At 71.8% G+C, this 18,710-nt stretch carries 20 protein-coding genes; 13 read left to right on the top strand and 7 right to left on the bottom strand.

Translation table 11 applies throughout. The annotated features are described in order from the left end of the window. Positions 1-37 precede the first annotated feature (37 nt). Positions 38-499, top strand: coding sequence for a hypothetical protein (locus AB0J87_RS22700; protein WP_363967959.1), 462 nt, complete (start codon positions 38-40; stop codon positions 497-499). A 4-nt stretch (positions 500-503) separates the two neighbouring features. On the opposite strand, the gene AB0J87_RS22695 is transcribed toward AB0J87_RS22700, so the two are convergent. Then, positions 504-995, bottom strand: coding sequence for an Lrp/AsnC family transcriptional regulator (locus AB0J87_RS22695; protein ID WP_363967958.1), 492 nt, complete (start codon positions 993-995; stop codon positions 504-506). Between the two features lie 119 nt (positions 996-1,114). On the opposite strand from AB0J87_RS22695, the gene pdhA reads away from it, so the two are divergent. From pdhA to AB0J87_RS22660, 7 genes are read left to right on the top strand one after another with little or no spacing between them, the layout of a single operon-like run. Continuing rightward, positions 1,115-2,191 carry a pyruvate dehydrogenase (acetyl-transferring) E1 component subunit alpha gene (gene pdhA / locus AB0J87_RS22690; RefSeq protein WP_363967956.1) on the top strand — a complete coding sequence of 359 codons (1,077 nt, stop codon included), beginning with the start codon at positions 1,115-1,117 and terminating at the stop codon, positions 2,189-2,191. Further along, entirely contained in the window at positions 2,191-3,207 is a 1,017-nt protein-coding gene (locus AB0J87_RS22685) for an alpha-ketoacid dehydrogenase subunit beta (RefSeq protein WP_363967954.1), read from the top strand. Before pdhA ends, AB0J87_RS22685 begins: the two co-directional genes overlap by 1 nt. After that, the gene (locus tag AB0J87_RS22680) at positions 3,204-4,631 is read left to right on the top strand and encodes a dihydrolipoamide acetyltransferase family protein (protein WP_363967952.1); all 1,428 of its coding nucleotides are present in this window, start codon (positions 3,204-3,206) and stop codon (positions 4,629-4,631) included. The genes AB0J87_RS22685 and AB0J87_RS22680 overlap by 4 nt, the downstream gene beginning before the upstream one ends. 19 nt (positions 4,632-4,650) lie before the next feature. After that, a complete protein-coding gene (locus AB0J87_RS22675) occupies positions 4,651-5,706 on the top strand; it encodes a histidinol-phosphate transaminase (protein WP_363967950.1) in 1,056 nt (351 codons plus the stop codon). A 59-nt stretch (positions 5,707-5,765) separates the two neighbouring features. Beyond that, positions 5,766-6,158: a GntR family transcriptional regulator gene (locus tag AB0J87_RS22670; protein ID WP_363967948.1), complete on the top strand. Its 393-nt coding sequence runs from the start codon at positions 5,766-5,768 to the stop codon at positions 6,156-6,158. Further along, a complete protein-coding gene (locus AB0J87_RS22665) occupies positions 6,155-7,000 on the top strand; it encodes an ABC transporter ATP-binding protein (RefSeq protein WP_363967946.1) in 846 nt (281 codons plus the stop codon). The genes AB0J87_RS22670 and AB0J87_RS22665 overlap by 4 nt, the downstream gene beginning before the upstream one ends. Next, positions 6,997-7,959 (top strand): hypothetical protein, encoded by a 963-nt coding sequence (locus AB0J87_RS22660; protein ID WP_355196916.1) that lies wholly within the window; start codon positions 6,997-6,999, stop codon positions 7,957-7,959. The genes AB0J87_RS22665 and AB0J87_RS22660 overlap by 4 nt, the downstream gene beginning before the upstream one ends. Positions 7,960-7,976: 17 nt before the next feature. Here the strand turns inward: AB0J87_RS22660 and AB0J87_RS22655 are convergent, their stop codons facing one another. Genes AB0J87_RS22655 through AB0J87_RS22645 form a run of 3 tightly spaced genes read right to left on the bottom strand, consistent with a single transcriptional unit; the run spans position 7,977 to position 11,567 of the window. Continuing rightward, positions 7,977-9,287, bottom strand: a complete 1,311-nt coding sequence (locus AB0J87_RS22655; RefSeq protein WP_363967944.1) for an MFS transporter — start codon at positions 9,285-9,287, stop codon at positions 7,977-7,979. 10 nt (positions 9,288-9,297) lie between these two features. Next, positions 9,298-10,815, bottom strand: a complete 1,518-nt coding sequence (locus tag AB0J87_RS22650) for an AMP-binding protein (RefSeq protein ID WP_363967942.1) — start codon at positions 10,813-10,815, stop codon at positions 9,298-9,300. Then, positions 10,812-11,567 (bottom strand): enoyl-CoA hydratase/isomerase family protein, encoded by a 756-nt coding sequence (locus AB0J87_RS22645; RefSeq protein WP_363967940.1) that lies wholly within the window; start codon positions 11,565-11,567, stop codon positions 10,812-10,814. Before AB0J87_RS22645 ends, AB0J87_RS22650 begins: the two co-directional genes overlap by 4 nt. Positions 11,568-11,685: 118 nt before the next feature. Here AB0J87_RS22645 and AB0J87_RS22640 point away from each other — a divergent pair, with 118 nt between their 5' ends. Then, a complete protein-coding gene (locus AB0J87_RS22640) occupies positions 11,686-12,579 on the top strand; it encodes a LysR substrate-binding domain-containing protein (protein WP_350742003.1) in 894 nt (297 codons plus the stop codon). Positions 12,580-12,603: 24 nt separating this feature from the next. On the opposite strand, the gene AB0J87_RS22635 is transcribed toward AB0J87_RS22640, so the two are convergent. Then, positions 12,604-13,539, bottom strand: coding sequence for an AraC family transcriptional regulator (locus AB0J87_RS22635; protein WP_363967937.1), 936 nt, complete (start codon positions 13,537-13,539; stop codon positions 12,604-12,606). An 82-nt stretch (positions 13,540-13,621) separates the two neighbouring features. Here AB0J87_RS22635 and AB0J87_RS22630 point away from each other — a divergent pair, with 82 nt between their 5' ends. Further along, positions 13,622-14,458, top strand: coding sequence for an NAD(P)H-binding protein (locus AB0J87_RS22630; RefSeq protein ID WP_363967935.1), 837 nt, complete (start codon positions 13,622-13,624; stop codon positions 14,456-14,458). 571 nt (positions 14,459-15,029) lie between these two features. Continuing rightward, positions 15,030-15,185 (top strand): hypothetical protein, encoded by a 156-nt coding sequence (locus AB0J87_RS22625; RefSeq protein ID WP_363967933.1) that lies wholly within the window; start codon positions 15,030-15,032, stop codon positions 15,183-15,185. 102 nt (positions 15,186-15,287) lie between these two features. On the opposite strand, the gene AB0J87_RS22620 is transcribed toward AB0J87_RS22625, so the two are convergent. Further along, a complete protein-coding gene (locus AB0J87_RS22620) occupies positions 15,288-15,596 on the bottom strand; it encodes a hypothetical protein (protein ID WP_363967931.1) in 309 nt (102 codons plus the stop codon). A 435-nt stretch (positions 15,597-16,031) separates the two neighbouring features. Between AB0J87_RS22620 and AB0J87_RS22615 the strand changes: the two genes are divergently transcribed. Then, on the top strand, positions 16,032-16,772 hold the full coding sequence (locus tag AB0J87_RS22615) for an SDR family oxidoreductase (protein ID WP_363967929.1): 741 nt from the start codon (positions 16,032-16,034) through the stop codon (positions 16,770-16,772). A gap of 97 nt (positions 16,773-16,869) precedes the next feature. Here AB0J87_RS22615 and AB0J87_RS22610 read toward each other — a convergent pair whose 3' ends face one another. Next, positions 16,870-17,826: an aldo/keto reductase gene (locus AB0J87_RS22610; RefSeq protein ID WP_363967927.1), complete on the bottom strand. Its 957-nt coding sequence runs from the start codon at positions 17,824-17,826 to the stop codon at positions 16,870-16,872. A gap of 76 nt (positions 17,827-17,902) precedes the next feature. Here AB0J87_RS22610 and AB0J87_RS22605 point away from each other — a divergent pair, with 76 nt between their 5' ends. Beyond that, entirely contained in the window at positions 17,903-18,523 is a 621-nt protein-coding gene (locus AB0J87_RS22605) for a helix-turn-helix domain-containing protein (protein ID WP_363967925.1), read from the top strand. Positions 18,524-18,710 lie beyond the last annotated feature (187 nt).

Genomic DNA, 18,710 nt, shown 5'->3' with positions numbered 1-18,710 from the left:
AAAGTTCATTTTTTTCTGAACGGATGGTGTTCCGCTGGTGTCTGTCGGCGACGTGAATCCCCTGATCGACGACTTCGGCCTGCGCATCGGCCGCGCGATGGGCTGGCCGCCGATGGCCGGGCGCGCCGCGGGGGTGCTCATGCTGAGCGAGGCGCCCATGACGATGGACGAACTGCAGGCCGCCCTGAACGCCAGCAAGGGCTCAGTCTCGGAGACGACCCGCCTGCTCGTGGTCAACGGGACCGTACGGCGGTTCAAGGAGTCCGGGTCCCGGCAGTACGTCTACGAGTGGCGCGAGGACGCCTGGATCGGCTGCCTGCAGCACCAGTTGGAGCAGACGACGGAGCTGCTCTCTCTGGCCGAGAACGCCCGGGCCCGCTCGGCCGATCTTCCCGACCGGCAGCGCGCCCGCATGTCCGAGATGTACGAGTACTACACGTTCATGGTGCGGAGCCTGGAGGCGCTGCTCGGCGAGTACAAGGCGTTGCGGGCGCGCTGACCGCTCACCCGGCTCCGGCGCCGCGGGCCTCCTCGAACACCAGCCACGTACGGGTGGCGCGGATGCCCGGGATGTCCTGGATGAGCTCCAGCACCACGTGCCGGAGCGTCGCGTTGTCCGGGGTCCTGACCAGCGCCAGGACGTCGTAGTCGCCGCCGACCAGGGCGAAGTTCTCGACGTACGGAGTCTCCCGGAGCCGGGCCGACACCGCGCGCCAGGAGTTCTGCTCGATGGTGAGCGAGACGTACGCGCTGGTGCCCAGGCCGGCCTTGTGCGGCGCGATCCGCGCCGTGAAGCCGGTGATCACCCCGGCGTCCATGAGCCGGGTGATCCTGGCGTAGACGTTGGCCCGGGAGACGTGCACGTGCTCGGCGAGGGTGCGCATCGAGATCCGGCCGTCCCGCCGCAGCTCGGCGATGATCGCCCGATCCACCCCGTCCAGCGGCGCGGCCGAATGTCCCGCCGACCCCTCTCCGGCACCGTCGTTGAACGACAATCGGTCCTCCTGAAGACTGGTTTCAGACCTTTTGTCGCTCATCATGCCTGATGTCTTGAACACCTGGCCCCACACGCGGACGCTTTCCCTGTCAAACGTCCAGAGAAAGGGAGCGTCGCATGTCCGTCGACGTCCTTCTGCCCTCACCCGTGCCGGTGCGCTTCGTCGCCGAGGACGGCACGGCGGTCCAGCCGCCCACCGGCTACCAGGTGCCGGAGGAGGAGCGGTTGCTGGAGGCCTACCGCCGGATGGTCGTTGGCCGCCGCTTCGACCGCCAGGCGACCGCGCTGACCAAGCAGGGGCGCCTGGCCGTCTACCCCTCCAGCCGCGGGCAGGAGGCCTGCCAGATCGCCGGGGTGCTCGCGCTGCGCGAGGACGATTGGCTGTTCCCGACCTACCGGGACTCGGTGGCGCTGGTCTCCCGGGGCCTCGACCCCGTCGAGGTGCTGACCCTGCTGCGGGGCGGCTGGCACTGCGGGTACGACCCCGCCGCCACCCGGGTCGCGCCCCAGTGCACCCCGCTGGCCACCCAGACCATCCACGCCGTGGGCATGGCCGACGCCCTGCGCCGCAAGAATGAGAACGGCGTCGTCATGGCCTTCATCGGCGACGGCGGCACCAGCGAGGGCGACTTCCACGAGGCGCTGAACTACGCCGCGGTCCTGCACGCGCCCGTCGTGTTCTTCGTGCAGAACAACAAGTACGCGATTTCCGTGCCGCTGGCCAAGCAGAGCGCCGCGCCCGCGCTCGCGTACAAGGGCATCGGGTACGGCATCCGCTCCGAGCAGGTGGACGGCAACGACCTCGTCGCGGTGCTGTCCGTCCTGACCGAGGCCGTGGAGCACGCGCGTACGGGCGGCGGCCCCTTCCTGGTGGAGGCGCACACGTACCGGATGGACCCCCACACCAACGCCGACGACGCCGCCCGGTACCGGGACAAGCGGGAGGTCGAGCAGTGGGAGGCGGCCGACCCGCTCGCCCGCCTGGAGACCTACCTGCGTGGGCGCGGCGTACTCGACGCCGAGGCCGTCGACGCGGCGCACGAGGCCGCCGAGGAGTTCGCCGCCCGGGTGCGCGCGGAGATGAACGCCGACCCGAAGGTGGATCCGTTCGAGCTGTTCGAGCACGTCTTCGCCGAGGCCACGCCCCAGTTGCGCGAGCAGCGGGCCCTGCTGGCGTCCGAGCTGGAGGACTGATGACCACCTTGAGCATGGCGCAGGCGCTGAACGCCGCGCTTCGGGACGCCCTGCGCGAGGACGAACGCGTTCTCGTCTTCGGTGAGGACGTGGGCCCGCTGGGCGGCGTCTTCCGCATCACCGACGGGCTGACCAAGGAGTTCGGCGAGGAGCGGTGCTTCGACACGCCGCTGGCCGAAGCCGGGATCGTGGGGCTGGCCGTGGGACTGGCCATGGGCGGCTTCCGGCCGGTGATCGAGATGCAGTTCGACGCGTTCGCCTACCCGGCCTTCGAACAGATCGCCTCGCACGTGGCCAAGCTGCGCAACCGCACGCGCGGTCGGCTGTCGCTGCCGATGGTGATCAGGATCCCGTACGCGGGCGGCATCGGCGGGGTCGAGCACCACTGCGACTCCAGCGAGGCGTACTACGCGCACACGCCCGGCCTGAAGGTCGTGACCCCCGCGACGGCCGACGACGCGTACTGGCTGCTGCGCGACGCCATCGCCGACCCCGACCCGGTGATCTTCATGGAACCCAAGCGCCTGTACTGGTCCAAGGGCGAGACGTCCGTCGGGGACCGGCGGGCGGCGGGGTTCGGGCGGGCGGCGGTGCTGCGCGAGGGCCGCGACGCGACGCTGGTCGCCTACGGGCCGAGCGTTTCGGTGGCGCTCCAGGCCGCCGACGCCGCGGCCAGGGACGGGCTCGCCCTGGAGGTGGTGGATCTGCGGACGATCGTCCCGTTCGACGACTCGACCGTCGTGTCCTCCGTACGCAAGACCGGGCGCTGCGTGGTGATCCAGGAGGCCCAGGGCTTCGCCGGGGTGGGCGCGGAGATCGCGGCCCGCGTGCAGGAGCGGTGCTTCCACTCGCTGGCGGCGCCGGTGCTGCGGGTCACGGGGTTCGACATCCCGTACCCGCCTCCGATCCTCGAGCACTCGCATCTGCCGGACGCCGACCGGGTGCTGGACGCGGTGGACCGGCTCCAGTTCGGTGACGAGCCCGATCTGGCGCACCTGGGCGGGGAGGCGTCATGACGCGGCACGTGTTCCGCCTGCCCGACCTGGGCGAGGGGCTGACGGAGGCCGAGATCGTCGACTGGAAGGTCGCCGTCGGGGACACCGTCGAGATCGACCAGATCGTGGTGGAGGTCGAGACCGCCAAGGCGGCGGTGGAGGTGCCTGTGCCGTACGCGGGGACGGTGCTGAGCCTGCACGCTTCGGCGGGGGCCGTCCTGTCGGTGGGGGAGCCGCTCATCGAGGTCGGCCCGGCGGGCGGCGTGGGCGGTTCGGCCGCCGCGGAGCGCTACCGGGAGGAGGAACGCGCCGGATCCGGAAATGTCCTCATCGGCTACGGCACCGGCCACACCCCCACCACCCGCCGACGTTCCCGAAAGGCCCCCGCAACCCCCGGCCAGCCACCTACGGCTCCGGCCTCCCGGCCCGCGCCCACCTCGCCGGCCGCGCCTGCTTCCCCGGCCGCGGCTGGTGAGCGGCAGGCGCCTCGGGTGATCTCCCCGCTCGTGCGCAGGCTCGCCCACGAGCACGGGGTGGATCTCTCCGCCGTCACCCCCACCGGACCCCGCGGCGTGATCCTCCGCCGCGACGTCGAACGCGCCATGGCCACCCCCGCCGCCTCCACCGTCCCCGCAGCCTCCGCCGTCGCCCCGGCGACACCGGGAGCGACCGAGACGACGCCGGCCGCGACCGGGACAGCGTCCGCCGCGACCCGGACGGCATCGGAGGCGACCGGAACCGGAACCCCGCTCCGGACCGAGCGCATCCCCCTGCGCGGGCTGCGGCGGGCGGTGGCCGACAAGCTGAGCCGCAGCCGTACCGAGATCCCCGACGCCACCACCTGGGTGGACGTCGACGCCACCGGCCTGCTCGAGGTCAAGGACGCGCTCCGGCGGGATCGCCCGGACCTCGGCATCGGGCTGCTCGCGCTCCTGGCCCGCAGCTGCGTGGCCGCCCTGCGCCGCTTCCCCGAGCTGAACTCCTCGGTCGACACCGCCCGCGCCGAGATCGTCCGGCACGGCCACGTCAACCTCGGCTTCGCCGCCCAGACCGATCGCGGCCTGGTCGTGCCGGTGGTCCGCGACGCGCACCTGATGACGACCGCGCAGCTCGCCGCCGAACTGGCCAGGCTCACCGCCCTCGCCCGCGAAGGCACGCTGCCGCCCGCGGCGCTGACCGGGGGCACGTTCACGCTCAACAACTACGGCGTCTTCGGCGTGGACGGGTCCACCCCGATCATCAACCATCCCGAGGCGGCGCTCCTCGGCGTCGGCCGCATCATCGACCGCCCCTGGGTGAAGGACGGCGCGGTCGTGCCCCGCAAGGTCACCCAGCTGTCGTTCACGTTCGACCACCGGGTCTGCGACGGCGGCGCGGCAGGCGGCTTCCTGCGCTTCGTGGCCGACTGCGTGGAGAACCCCGCCGTCCTGCTCGCCCACGTCTGACGGAAGGAAGTGACATCAGGTGGTCAACGTACGCTCGTCTCTGCTCGACCTCCAGTCCTACGTGCCGGGCCGCAAGTCGCCCGGGGCCGTCGTGCTGGCCGGCAACGAGTGCCCGTACGGCCTGCTGCCCGGCGTCGCCGCCCGCCTGGCCGAGCTGACCGGCGGCCTGTCCCGGTACCCGGACATGGGGGCCGCCCGCCTGCTCGAAGCGCTGGCCGCCCGCCACGAGGTGAGCACCGATCGCATCGCCGTGGGGGCGGGCTCGTCCGAGGTCTGCGGGCAGGTCCTGCACACGGTGTGCGGGCCGGGCAGCGAGGTGGTCTTCGGGTGGCGGTCGTTCGAGGCGTACCCGATCCTGACCACGGTGGCGGGCGGAGTCCCCGTACGGGTCCCGCTGCGCGACCACGTCCAGGACCTCCAGGCCATGGCGGCGGCCATCACCCCGCGGACCGGGCTGGTGTTCGTCTGCAACCCGAACAACCCGACCTCCACCCCCGTCGGCGAGGCCGCCCTGCGCGCCTTCGTGGACCAGGTGCCCGAGCACGTGCTGGTCGCCGTGGACGAGGCCTACCACGAGTACACCGACCCGTCCGCCGTGCCGGACGCGCTCGCGCTCTTCGGCGACCGGCCGAACGTCGTCGTGCTCCGAACCTTCTCCAAGGCGTACGCGCTGGCCGGCCTGCGGGTCGGCTACTGCGTCGGGCCACCGGAGATCATCGCCCAGGTACGCAAGACGCAGACGCCCTTCAGCGTCAGCGCCCTCGCCCAGGAGGCGGCGATCGCGGCGCTCCGCGAGCACGAGGAGGTGGACCGGCGGGTCGCCCTCACCGTCAAAGAGCGTGACCGCGTCACCGGCGAGCTCCGGGCCCTCGGCTATGACCTGCCGCCGTCCCAGGCGAACTTCCTGTGGCTCCCGCTCGGTCACGACAGCGCGCCTTTCGCCGACCACTGCCACGCCAGCGGGGTGATCGTGCGGGCGTTCCCGGGGGAGGGCGTGCGCGTCACGGTGGGCCTGCCGGAGGAGAACGCGGCCTTTCTCGCGCCGGCCGCAACCTGGCAACGACAGCAGGGTTGACAACGGACGCCCGGATACAACACCCTTTCACTACTCAAATAGTGAAAGGGTGTTTTCGGTTGATCGAGTTCAACCTGGACCGCGGCTCGGGGGTCTCGACGTACCTGCAGCTCGTTCACCAGGTCAAACAGGCGCTCAGGCTCGGTACGCTGCGGCCCGGTGACCAGTTGCCGACTGCCCGCGAGGTGGTCGAGAGCCTGGCCATCAACCCCAACACCGTGCTCAAGGCGTACCGGGAGCTGGAGCGCGAAGGGCTGGTCGAGGGACGGCAGGGGATGGGGACGTTCGTTCAGCGGGGCGTCGCGGGTGCGACGCTCGCCGAGCACACGCGGCTGCGGCGCGGGCTGGAGGCGTGGGTGCGCGAGGCCCGCGCGGCCGGGCTCGACCAGGAGGACCTGAGGGTGTTGGTCACCGTGGTCCTGGCCGACGCCGCGAAGGCGGGTGCGGCATGAGTCCCGCGCTGGAGGCGACCGGGCTGGGGGTCCGCTACCGCCGTACGTGGGTGTTACGCGACTGCTCGCTGTCCGTGCCCGCGGGACGCGTGGCGGCGCTCGTCGGGCCCAACGGCGCGGGCAAGACCACTCTCATGCACGCGGCCGTCGGCCTGCTGCGGCCCGCGCTGGGAAGCGTCCGCGTGGCCGGCGAGGTGGCGTTCGTGGCCCAGGACAAGCCGCTGTACGAGAGCTTCACCGTCGCCGAGATGCTCACCTTCGGCCGCCGCATGAACACCCGCTGGGACGACGCCGCCGCTGCGGACCGGCTCGCCCGGCTGGGCATCCCGCTGGAGCGGAAGGTGAGCGGGCTGTCGGGCGGGCAGCGGGCGCAGGTGGCGGTCACGATGGCGCTGGCCTGCCGGCCCGACCTGCTCGTGCTGGACGAACCGCTGGCCAACCTCGACCCCCTCGCCCGCCACGGCGTGATGCGCTCGATCATGGCGGAGATGGCCGGGCGGGAGCTGACCGTGCTGCTCTCCTCGCACGTCGTCTCGGACCTGGAGGAGACGTGCGACTGGCTGATCGTGCTGAACGGGGGCCGGCTGCAGGTCAGTGGTGACATCGAGGACCTCCTCGACGGGCATCTCGTGCTCACCGGGCCGGACGGGGCATCGGTGGCGGGGATGCAGGTGGTGAGCGCGAGCCGGGCCGGCAGGCAGGTCAGCATGCTGGTCAGGGGAGCGCCCCCGCTCGATCCTCGCTGGCAGGCGCGGCGCCCCCGGCTGGAGGAGCTCGTCATGGGCTATCTGCGCAGCCCCGAGTCGGCGGCACTTCCGGAGCTGACGGGGGTGAGCGCGTGATCTGGGTGACGTGGCGCCAGCACCGGGCGCAGCTCCTGGTGACGGCGGGCTTCCTGGCGCTGCTGGGGGTGCTGCTGCTGGGTTCGGCGGTGGAGGCGAGCCGGTACGTGACCGAGCACGCCCCGCCCGGCTGCCCGGGGCCCGCTGTGGAGTGCGGAGACCTGGCGGTGGCGCTCGGGCGGCGCTACGACGCGGTCTACTCGGTGTTCGGCTGGATGCCGCTGGTGGCGCCGGCGCTCATCGGGGCGTTCTGGGGCGCGCCCCTGCTCGGCCGCGAGTACGAGCGCGGCACCCACCGCCTGGCCTGGACTCAGGCGGTGCCCGTGTGGCGGTGGCTGGCGGTCAAGCTGTCGATCCTGGGCGGGGCGGTCGTGGCGGGTGGGCTGCTGCTGTCGCTCATGGTGAGCCTGTGGCGGCCGGTGTTCAGGGAAGGGGTCGACTCCACGTTCGGCAATATCGGCGTGTTCAACATGGTCGGCGTGGAACCCGCGGCGTGGTGGCTGTACGCGTTCGCGCTGGGCACGCTGGCCGGCACCCTGTTCCGGCGTACGCTGCCCGCGATGGCGCTGGTCGTGGCCGGGGTGGCGGTGACGATGTTCACCCTGTTTCAGCTGAGCGACTACTACGCCGAGCCGGCGCGCACCGAGCTGTCCGGCACCGTGCTGCTGGACGATCCCGACGCCCGGATGGTGAGCGCCGCCTGGGTGGAGCCGTCCGGGAGGGAGGTAGCCGAGCCGTCGGGGAGCGGCTGCCCGCGTCGGGTGGACGCGGGGCAGAGCAACAGGAACGCCGAGGCGTGGCAGGCGTGCCTGTTCGGCAAGGGCTACCGGTACGCGGTGTACCACCATCCGGCGTCCCGCTTCTGGCGCTTCCAGTGGACCGAGGCGGGAATCCTGGCGCTCGCGTCGGCGGTCCTCGGCGGCCTGGCCGTACGCCGTACCCTCCGCCGCCCCGGCTGACGGGCCGGCTCCGCCGGTCAGGCCCCGCTGGTGACCTCGTCCACGCCCCGCTCCAGCCGCAGGCCGCGGGTCTCCCTGAACGAGGTCAGCACCACCACCAGCGACACGGCCGCGAGCCCCACCATGTAGTAGGCGGGCGCGACGGCGCTGCCCGTCGCGGAGACCAGCCCGGTCGCCGCGAACGGGGCGGTGCCGCCGAACAGCACGTACGCCGCCGTGTACCCGATGGCCGAGCCGCTCGCCCGCACCTTCGCGGGGAACATCTCCACCAGCGCGGGCACGTTGGAGGTGCCGATCACCGCCACGAGCATCGCCAGCACCGACGTGCCGACCATCGCCCCGGCCAGGCTCGACCCCATCAGCCAGAACGCCGGCAGCGGCAGCAGCACGAAGCCCGCGCACGCGACGACGAGCATGGGCCGGCGGCCGAACCGGTCGCTGGCCGCCGCCGCGAACAGGCAGGCCACGCTGTAGGCGAGCATCGAGACCACGTTCGTGAGCTGGGCCTGGCTCTTGGTGTAGCCGAGCTCCTCCGACATGTACGCGATCATGTAGCTGCTCATCAGGTAGTACCCGACGGCGTTCGTGATGCTGTAGCCGAAGAGCGTCGCGATCTGGCGACCGCAGCGGCGTACGGCCTCGCGCAGCGGCGCCGGCTCGACCGCGTCGTGCTGCTGCAGCGACCGGAACACGGGCGTGTCCTCGACCTTGGACCGCAGGTACAGGCCGATGAGCCCGAGCGGCGCCGCCAGCAGGAACGGGATGCGCCAGCCCCAGCTCTGCAGCGCCTCGGTCGTGACCGTCGAGGTGATCAGGAAGCCGACGCCGGAGCCCGCCACGCTGGCCAGGCCCACGGTCACCGGCACGGCGGCGGCGAAGCGGGCCCGCCGCCCCTCCGGCGCGTACTCCACGATGAACGCCGACGCCCCCGTGTACTCGCCGCCGGTCGAGAACCCCTGGGCGCAGCGCAGCAGGAACAGCAGGATCGGCGCGGCCATGCCCCAGGAGGCGTAGGTGGGCAGGATGCCGATGAGGAACGTGGCGCCGCTCATCGTCAGGATGGTCAGCGCCAGCATCCTGTTGCGGCCGAGGCGGTCGCCGTACCTGCCGAAGAAGGCGGCCCCGAGCGGGCGGGCGACGAACCCGCCCGCGAAGATCGCCCAGGTGGCGAGCAGCGCGGCCGTCGTGTCGTAGTCGGGGAAGAACAGCTTGGCGATCGTCGCGGACATCACCGCGTACGCCGCCGAGTCGAACCATTCGACGAAGTTGCCGATGGCGGAGGCCAGGGTGACCTTGCGCCGGACGTCAGTGGAGGCGTGGGGGGTCATTGCTTGCTCCCTATTTCTGGTGACGGAGTCGGAGCTGGGCGCGCTGGATCTTCCCGGTCGCCGACCGGGGCAGCTCGTCCACGAACTCGATCTCCCTGGGGTAGGCGAAGCGCGAGTGCGTGGTCTTGGCGAACTCGCGGATCTGCCGTGCCAGCTCCTCGCCCGGCAGGTGGCCGGGCGCCGGCCGGATCCACGCCTTGACGGCCTGGCCGCGTACGGGGTCGGGCACCCCGGCCACGCCCACGTCCGCGACGGCGGGATGGGCGCGCAGCGCCTCCTCGATCTCGTCGGGGCCGACGCGGTAGCCGGAGGTCTTGATCACGTCGTCGACGCGGCCGAGGAACCAGTAGTAGCCGTCCTCGTCCACCCGCGCGTGATCCTTGGTGTGGAACCACTCGCCGCCGAACACCTCCCGGGAGGGCTCGGGGCGGTTCCAGTAGCCGAGCGGGAACTGCGGGTTGCTCCGCGCCCGCAGGCAGATCTCGCCGACCTCGCCCGCCGGGACCGGCCGCTCGTGCTCGTCGAGGAGCGCCACGTCCCAGCCGGGCAGCGGCCGGCCCATGGACCCCTCCTTGACCGGGACGCCGGGGAAGTTCCCGATCAGCGGGTACGACTCCGTGGAGCCGTAGTAGTCGAGCAGCGTGACCCCGAACTGGTCGCGGAACCAGCCGATGAGGTCGGCGGTGAGCGGCTCGTTGGCGCAGCAGATCGTACGGAACCGCTGCGGGTGACGGCGGCCCGCGTCGGGCAGTTGCTCGCGCATCTTGCGCAGGAACGTGGGGTTGACCAGGCCGGTCGTGACGCCGTTGCGCGCCATGCTGGCCAGCAGCCCCTCGGGGTCGAACCCGGCCGCCGGACGGTAGACCAGGTGCGTCGCGCCCGCCCTGAGCGGGCCCATGAGCTTGGCCATCGACCAGGCCCACTCTCCCGCGCCGTAGAAGACGTCGCCGGGACGCAGGTCATGGCAGTGCCGGAACTCGTTGTGGCCGAGCAGCGTGCGGTGCGCGTGCACGATGCCCTTGGCGGGGCCGGTCGTGCCGGAGGTGTAGAAGATCAGCGCGGGGTCGTCGGCGGCGGTGTCGGCGTCCTCGAACTCCGGCGTCAGCAGGCCGATCGCCGGGTCGTCCACGTCGATCACGGTCCCGCCGTACCCGCTCGCCCGCCGGATCGCGCCCGCCTCGGTGACCAGCACGGACGCGCCCGAGTCGGCGAGCCGGTAGGCGATCTGGTCGTCGGCCCAGAGCAGGGACATGGTCACGAGCACGGCGCCGGTACGCAGCACGCCCAGGTACGTCGCCGGGGTGTCGGTGCGCTGGGGGAGCATGACCGCGACCCGGTCGCCGGGGCGGACGCCGAGGCCGTGCAGGCAGGCGGCCACCTGGCGGGAGCGGTCCTGCACGGCGCCCCAGCGGACCTCCTCGCGCGCTCCCGTGTGATCCTCGAAGATCAGCGCCAGGTTCTCGCGGGGGTGGCGGTCGGCCACGTCCACGGCCATGTTGTAGCGTGCGGGAACGCTCCACTCGGTCACTTGGCGCGTCCCTTCAGAAAACGGGCCATCTCCCGCTGGGGTTCGCCCGTGGCGTACGCGGCGGCGTGCACCTTCTTCGCCGCCGCGACCGAGTCGGCCAGGGCGTCCCGCTCCAGTTCCCTGAGCCGCCCCTTCGTCAGCGCCACCGCGCCGGAGGGCAGCGCGGCCAGCTCCTTGGCCTGCGCCACGGCGGAGGCCAGCACGTCGTTCTCCGGCACGAGCCTGGTCAGCAGGCCGAGCCGCTCCGCCTCCGCCCCGTGCACCAGGCGTCCGGTCAGCGCGAATTCGATGGTCTTCGCGCGGCCGAGCACGCCCCACATGGCCCAGATGCCGGTGATGCTCGGGATGCCCGACAGCACCTCCGGCTGGCCCATCCGGGTGCCCGCGTGGCCGATGCGCAGGTCGGCCAGCAGCGCGAACTGGAACCCCGACCCGGCCGCCACCCCGTTCACCGCGGCCACGACCGGCTTGTCCAGGTCGAGCACCGCCCGGTAGAGCCGGTCGAAGCCGTCGATCCAGGCGTCGGAGGCGGCGTGGTCGTCGGGGTCGATCCCGGCCGTCTCACCCAGGTCCTGACCGGCGCAGAAGGCGCGCCCCGCCCCCGTGAGGACGACGGCGCCCACCTCCGGGTCGGCGCCCGCCGCGCGCAGCAGCTCGATCAGCCGCTCCCGCATCCCGGCGGTCCAGGCGTTCAGCTTCTCCGGGCGGTTCAAGGTGATCACCGCGACGGGTCCGTCACGGTCCAGCAGCACACTCACTAGCGTCCCTCCGCAGGTCAACGGGCTTGTCGGGGATATAACCAGGTCCTGCGGGGTGCTGGCCAACATCAATGTGGACTCTTGGCGATATCAGAGCGATATGGTCAGGCTGATGGAGCTACGCCACCTGCGGTATTTCGTCATGGTCGCCGAGGAGCTGCACTTCGGCCGGGCCGCCGAGCGGCTGCACATGGCGCAGCCGCCGCTGTCCCAGCGCATCCGCGACCTGGAGCGGGAGCTGGGCGTCCGGCTGTTCGACCGCAACCCGCACCGTGTCTCGCTCACCGAGGCCGGCGCGCTGCTGCTCGAGCACGCGCGCGGGGTGCTGGAGCGGGCGGACGCGGCCCGCGAGGCCATGCGCCGCATCCGCCCGGGCGACTCGGGCGTGCTCCGGGCCGGGGTGCCGCCGGACACGACGCCGATGGCGCTCAGGACGCTGGTGGCCACGTTCGCCGAGCGCGTTCCCGACGTGCTGCTGGAGCTGCACGAGCTGACCACCGCCAGCCAGCTCGCCAAGCTGCGCGCGGAGGAGCTCGACGTGGGCCTCGTCCGGCATCCCTGCGACACGGTGGGGCTGGAGTCGAGCGAGGTCGTCCACCGGCGGCTCGGCGTGGTGCTGCCCGCCGGCCACCGCGCGGCCGGTCAGGAGGTGGTACGCCTGCGCTCGCTCGACGGGTCACCGCTGGTGATCTTCCCCCGGGAGATGGCGCCTCAGCTGTACGACCACGTGCTGGAGGCGTGCCGGGACAACGGGTTCCTGCCCGGCGCGATCAGGCACGCCAGAAACCCCCACTTCGTGCACGGCCTCGTCATGTCGGGGCTGGGGGCGCACCTCAACGAGGAGCCGTACGACGAGCTGCCCGCCGGGCTGGTGTGGCGGCCGATCGACGAGCCCCGGCTGACCTGGTCGACCTCGGCGGTGTGGCTGCCGGTGCAGGGCGGCGAGGTCGCCACCGCCTTCGCCGCCGCGGCCCTCGCGGGGCTGCGCGAGGTCGGCCATGCCTAGCGCCGCGGTCCGCGACGGCGGAGGTCAGCGGGCCTGGCGGCGCCAGGCCGAGGGGCTGAGCGCGCGGGCGCGCTTGAACGCCACGCTGAAGGCGAAGGCGTCCTCGTACCCGACCTGCCGCGCCACGGTGGCGACGGTCGCCTCGGTGTCACGGAGCAGGTCCGCCGCCAGGGCCATGCGCCAGCCGGTGAGATAGGTGAGCGGGGGCTCGCCGACCAGGCCGGTGAAGCGCGCGGCGAAGGCGGCGCGGGACATGCCGACCTTGGCGGCCAGCTCGGCGACCGTCCATCGGTGGGCGGGGTCCTCGTGCAGCAGGCGCAGTACGTCCCCGATCGCGGGGTCGGCCAGCGCCCGATGCCAGGCGGGCAGGGCCGGATCCGGCCTGGCGCACCATGCGCGCAACGCCAGCACGAGCACCAGATCGAGCAGGCGGTCGAGGATGGCGTCCTGGCCGGGTTCGTCGCAGGCGATCTCGGTGGCCAGCAGATCCAGCGCCGCTCGGGTCCGCGGCCCCGCGGGCACGACCGCCAGCGGCGGGAGCATGTCCAGCAGGCGGTCGCCCACGTCGCCGCGGAGTTCGTACGCGCCCCGGATCATGACCGTGGCCCCGGGCAGGCCGTCACCGTAGGTGCGGGGCGCCAGGCTCCGGTGAGCCGCCACCTGGTCGCCGCCGACGGCGTACTTCTTCTGTCCCTGAATCACCACCTGGGGTGGGGTGGAGGGGCTGTCGGCGATCGTGTAGCGGCCCGTGGCGCTGATGAGGGCGATGTCACCGGCGGCGAGATGGACGGGGGCGGCGTCCTCGCCGAGCCGGACCGACGCGTGGCCGCCGAGCGTGGCCACGACCGTGAGCGGGGGAGCGTCGGCGAAGCCCAGCGACCACGGCGGCCGCTGGACCAGCTTCCTGACCAGCGCGTTCTTGGCGCGGGCCCGGTGCAGCAGATCGCTCAGGACATCCATGCCCATCACGGTAGACGATCACAAAGGTATCCCGGATGTTCTCCCATGGATCGTCTTCGCATTGTGGAGTTCCCTTGGGGGAATGACGAACATCCTCATCCTGGGCGGCAACGGCAAGACCGGCCGCCGCATCGTCCGGCGTCTGCGGAGCGCCGGCCATCCGGTACGGGCGGTGGCCCGTACCACCGGCGACCTCCCCTTCGACCTGGGCGATCCGACGACGTGGGCGCCCGCGCTCGACGGCGTCACCGCCGCCTACCTCATGGAGCCGGACCTGCGGGGGAGCGTCGACCACCGCGCGCGCATCCCCGGGTTCGTGGCCGAGGCGGTCGCGTCGGGGGTGCGGCGGCTGGTGCTGCTGTCGGCCTACGGCGTCGGCGAGGCCGGCGACAGCCATCCCCTCAAGCCCGCCGAGCAGGCCGTGCGCGACTCCGGCGTCGGCTGGACCATCCTGCGGCCGGACTGGTTCGCGCAGAACTTCAGTGAGAGCTTCTGGCGGCAGGGGGTTCTCTCCGGGGAGCTGGTCCTGCCCGCCGGTGACGGAGGTACGCCGTTCATCGACGCCGAGGACATCGCCGAGGTCGCCGCGGCCGCGCTCACCGAGGACCGCCATGGCGGCCGGACCTACCAGCTGACCGGACCGCGGGTGATCGGCTTCGGCGAGGCGGCCGACCTCATCGGCAAGGCCACCGGGCGTACGATCCGTCACGTCGACGTCGAGCCCGAGGTCTTCGTCGAGCGTCAGGTCGCCAATGGCGTCCCCGCCGACGTCGCCCGGCTGCTCACCGGCCTCTTCGTGGCCGTCCGCGACGGCCGGGGCTCGCCGGTCTCGGACGGCGTGGAACGGGCCCTCGGCCGGCCGCCGAGGTCGTTCGAGGACTACGTCGTCGAGACCGCCGCCGCCGGCCACTGGGACTGACCACCGAGGGCTGCCGGATGTGCCGCGTCCGCCGGGCAGGAAGCGATGGGCGCAGAGCGGGACCAGCTTCGGCGCCCATCGCCGGCCCGTGCCCCGCGATCCGGCCCGCCTCCTCGTCGCCGTCGCGCCAGTCCGGCCAAGGGCATTCCCAGGTAGCTGCCGGACCGCATACCGTGGTTCGGCCTGCGGTGCTGTGGACCGACGAACGCGTGCCCGTTCGCGTTCCGGTGTGTGCGACCTGAGCGACCTCGCCGCCCGCGATGCTAGGGTCCGGCCATGGATCACGAGCGATCAACGGGGCCGACCGGCTTCAGGTAGTCCGCCAGGAGATACCTGGCGGTGCTACCAGGGGAGCCCCATGTCCCGCACCGCCCATCACCTTGACCGCCCGATTCCCGCTGGAGGTGATCGGCGGGGAGACCCGTGGCGATCGGTGACGATAGCCGATCTCCGTTACAGCGCCGCGTGCCTGCGCGAGGCAGAACGAGCCGGTCATCGACCATGCCCGGCCCCCGTCCGCCGCAGGGTCGACGTCTACTCCTGGGCCAGGGCCGATCGTCGGGACCGGTCGGTGGCGGAATGGGCCAAGATCGAAGAGCGCCGAGCGCGCCAGCGCCTGCGTCTCCAGCTCGAAGCGATCCGCCAGAGCGCCAACGCCACCGAGGCCGTCGACGATCTCGAGGTCCACCCTGCCCGACACCGTCGCAACGCCATCTGGCTGTACTGATCAGGCGATACCCCCTCTCTCGGTACGGCCTGCCGCGTACCCGTACCGGCGGCACCCCGAGCGTCTCGACGACCGCTGTGCCGCCGGGCCTCTGGGATCGGCTCAGTTGAGCGCCTGGAAGCTGCCGATGTTGCCGTACCTGTCCTCGCCGGGCTCGACCGGGTCGAAGATCCTGGTCCGGCAGTCGAAGTCCGGGAAGATCAGGATCGTGCCCCGGGTCCGGTTCACCACGGCGGTGTCGTCGCCGAAGCCCTGATGGCAGACGAAGGGCTCCGGATCGACGACCGTCGCCACCTGGCCGTCAGATGAGTAGAGGCGTACGAACCCTGGCGCGGCGGAGGCGGGACCGGCGCAGGCGAGCACGAGCGCGCCGGTGGCGGCCATGGCTGAGAGGGCGGAAAAACGTCGCATCGGTTTTCCTTTCGGGGAGCTGATCAGGGAATATAACATTCTGTAGTCGATCTGCTACCGAAAATAACGACCGCTGCGGGTACATCGTTGTTTCCTCGGAAGGCGCTGACGACCAGGTTCGGCGTCGAAAGCGGAGCCATGACCTCGGTGTCCCGGTGGCCTCGGCGGTGCGGACTGAGAGCACGACCAGTCCTTCTGCGCCGAACGAATCTACATCGTAAAGGCGCCGGGTGAGAATGGTGCAACAACCTCACCAACATCCGACCTTCGCCCCCGAGTGGGTCGCCGGACGTCGCGTGTATTGTGGCTGGTTAGGGGCATATTCGGTCACGGGAGTCGGGCTGAACGCTGATGGCTGGCAGAGGGTGTGATCGCGGTCCTGGTCCTCGCTGGAGCGGTCTCAGGCTCGGCATTTCTCTGATCAAGGGCTCGATCATGGAACTTCAGAACCAGACCGCGCTGGTGACCGGAGGCGGCTCGGGCATCGGCCGGGCGGCCGCGCTGGCGCTCGCCCGCGAGGGGGCCTTCGTCATCGTCGCCGGTCGCAGCGCCGATCGCCTCACCGAGACGGTCGCGGAGATCGAGGCCGCGGGGGGCAGGGCTCGTGCCGTTCCCACCGATCTCAACGACCTGGACGCGCTGCAGCGGCTTGCCGACGAGGCCGGTGACGTCGACATCCTGGTCAACAACGCGGGCGTCTACCCCTTCATGCCGACCCCGAAGCAGGATCTGGAGTCGTTCATGCAGGTGTTCGACACCAACGTGCGGGGGCCGTTCTTCCTGACCGCCGCCCTCGCGCCGAGGATGGGGGCCAAGGGGTCCGGCAGCATCGTCAATGTCAGCTCGATCGCCGCTCTTCAGGGCATCCCGGACGCCGCCGCGTACGGGGCGACGAAGGCCGCTCTCGACGCCCTCACTCGCTCTTGGGCCGCCGAGTTCGGCGATCGCGGGGTGCGGGTCAACTCCGTCGCCCCTGGCAACACCAGGACCGACAACGTGGTGAAGGCCCTCGGTGAAGAGATGTTCGAGGAGTGGGGGCGTACGGGCAACCCGCTCGGCCGCCTCGGCCGTCCGGAGGAGGTCGCCGAAGCGATCCTCTTCCTCGCCTCCCCGCGGTCCAGCTATATCACCGGGGTCACCCTGCCGGTAGACGGCGGCTACGTCGCGCGCGGCTGAGCCGGCTTCGGCGGGGTCGGGTCCGTCGCGGTGTCCGACCAGCTCGCGAACGAACGCCGTATCCCGGCCTCAGCGGACCTCAGCGTCGAGCGGGGGATCAGCCGAGCGGAACCTCTGCCGAGCGGGAGGGGACGGCGTCGAGCGTGTTGAGCGTGGCGCGGTCGAAGGTGATCGTGGCGGCGGCGATGTTCTCTTCGAGGTGCTTGATGCTGGAGGTGCCGGGGATGAGCAGGACGTGGGGGGCGTGGTGCAGCAGCCAGGCGAGGCCGACCTGTGAGGGTGTGCGGTCGAGGGACGCCGCCGCGGTGAGGACGGCCGCCTCGTCGGTCACCTTCGGCATCTGAGGGAAGGCGCCGCCGAGGGGGAAGAACGGGACCCAGGCGATCCCCTCGGCCTGGCACAGCTGGAGCAGGGCCTCGTCGTCGCGGGTGACGAGGCTGTAGGCGTTCTGTACGCAGGCGATGCCGGCGGGGATCGCCCGGCGCAGCCCGTCGAGAGTGACGCTGCCCAGCCCGATCGCGCCGATCTTGCCCTCGTCGCGCATCGCCGTCATCATGGCGAGCTGGTCGTCGAGGTCGACTGCCTGGTCGCCCGTGGCCCGTAGTCCGGGGCCGGCGTCCAGGCGGCGCAGGTTCACGACCGGGATCTGCTCCAGGCCGAGGCTGATGAGGTTGTCCTCGACGCTGGCGCGGAGTTCTTCGGGTCGCTGTGCGGGGCGCAGTGGGATCGGGCCGCCGGGGTTGGGGTCGGCGCCGACCTTGCTGACGACCATGACGTCGTCCTGCGGCCGGATCGCTTCGCGCAGGAGCTCGTTGGCGAAGCCGTTGCCGTAGAACTGGGCGGTGTCGATGTGGTCGACGCCGAGGTCGATCGCGCGGCGCAGGAGCGCCAGGGCCGTGTCGCGGTCGTGGTGCAGGCGTTCGAGCTGTGCGGTGCCGTAGCCGACGCGGGAGACGGTACGTCCGGCGAACGGCGCGGTGCCGCCGGGCCGAAGGGCGTTGACCGGCTGTTCGTCGGAAAGGGGGTTGCTGGAGGCCATGAGGATCCCGTCCACGTAGGATGTCAGAGATAACGGAGGATCCTCCGCTATCTCTGACTGACTATAGAGCAATACCGGAGGTTCCTCCGCTTTGAGTTCGCCCGAATCGGCGTCCGCCGGCACCTCCGCCGAGCGGCCGGCCGCGACACAGCGCCCGCTGCGTGCCCACGCCCAGCGCAACCGGGACACGCTCATCGCCGTCGCCCGGACCGCCTTCGCGGCGGCCGACGACACCGTCCCGCTCGAAAGCATCGCCCGTGAGGCGGGTGTCGGGATCGGCACCCTCTATCGCCATTTCCCCACCCGCGAAGCGCTGGTGGAGGCCGTCTACGCCGCCGAGCTCGACGACATCGCCACGAGCGCCCCCGCCCTGCTCGAACGGTTCCCGCCGCAGATCGCGCTGCGCGCCTGGATGGAGCGGTACGCGGCGTTCAGTGCGGTGAAACGCGGGATGGCCGACGCGCTGCGCGCCGGCCAGGCCTCGGGCCGTATCCCGACCTCCACCACCAGGGAACGCATCACCGCCGCGATCGCGATGATCCTCGCCAAGGGGGCCGAAACGGGCTCACTCCGTGCGGACGTCGACCCGGACGAGGTCACCACGATGCTCCTGGGCATCTTTCTCGCCACGGCGGCCCGCGATACCCCCGAGCAGACCGGCCGGCTCCTGGACCTGCTCGTCGATGCCCTCCTCCCCGGGGCGGGCCGGTAGCGGCGGCCCGTGCCCGGCTGGCTCGCGACAGGACCGTGCGTGCGGAGGAGGCATGCGCACGGATCGCGCCGCACTCCTGACGTGATGGCACTCAGCCCACCGGGCGATCGCGAAGTGTTCGGTGAGGAAGAGGCGGGCGTCGCTGTCAGGACGGGTCGCTCCGGGGGGCCGGCCTGACAGCGAGGTC

It is taken from the genome of Nonomuraea sp. NPDC049625 (assembly GCF_040675285.1).
GTDB lineage: Bacteria > Actinomycetota > Actinomycetes > Streptosporangiales > Streptosporangiaceae > Nonomuraea > Nonomuraea angiospora_A.
The sequence above is the reverse complement of the archived record's forward strand: the minus strand, read 5'-3'. Positions and strand labels throughout refer to the sequence as shown.

Bases quoted from the DNA above. Each gene is read 5' to 3' on its own strand.
- AB0J87_RS22680 (WP_363967952.1), top strand. From the start codon at position 3,204: ATGACGCGGCACGTGTTCCGCCTGCCCGACCTGGGCGAGGGGCTGACG.
- AB0J87_RS22665 (WP_363967946.1), top strand. From the start codon at position 6,155: ATGAGTCCCGCGCTGGAGGCGACCGGGCTGGGGGTCCGCTACCGCCGT.
- AB0J87_RS22635 (WP_363967937.1), bottom strand. From the start codon at position 13,539: ATGGATGTCCTGAGCGATCTGCTGCACCGGGCCCGCGCCAAGAACGCG.
- AB0J87_RS22655 (WP_363967944.1), bottom strand. From the start codon at position 9,287: ATGACCCCCCACGCCTCCACTGACGTCCGGCGCAAGGTCACCCTGGCC.
- AB0J87_RS22685 (WP_363967954.1), top strand. From the start codon at position 2,191: ATGACCACCTTGAGCATGGCGCAGGCGCTGAACGCCGCGCTTCGGGAC.
- AB0J87_RS22640 (WP_350742003.1), top strand. From the start codon at position 11,686: ATGGAGCTACGCCACCTGCGGTATTTCGTCATGGTCGCCGAGGAGCTG.
- pdhA (WP_363967956.1), top strand. From the start codon at position 1,115: ATGTCCGTCGACGTCCTTCTGCCCTCACCCGTGCCGGTGCGCTTCGTC.
- AB0J87_RS22630 (WP_363967935.1), top strand. From the start codon at position 13,622: ATGACGAACATCCTCATCCTGGGCGGCAACGGCAAGACCGGCCGCCGC.
- AB0J87_RS22620 (WP_363967931.1), bottom strand. From the start codon at position 15,596: ATGCGACGTTTTTCCGCCCTCTCAGCCATGGCCGCCACCGGCGCGCTC.
- AB0J87_RS22615 (WP_363967929.1), top strand. From the start codon at position 16,032: ATGGAACTTCAGAACCAGACCGCGCTGGTGACCGGAGGCGGCTCGGGC.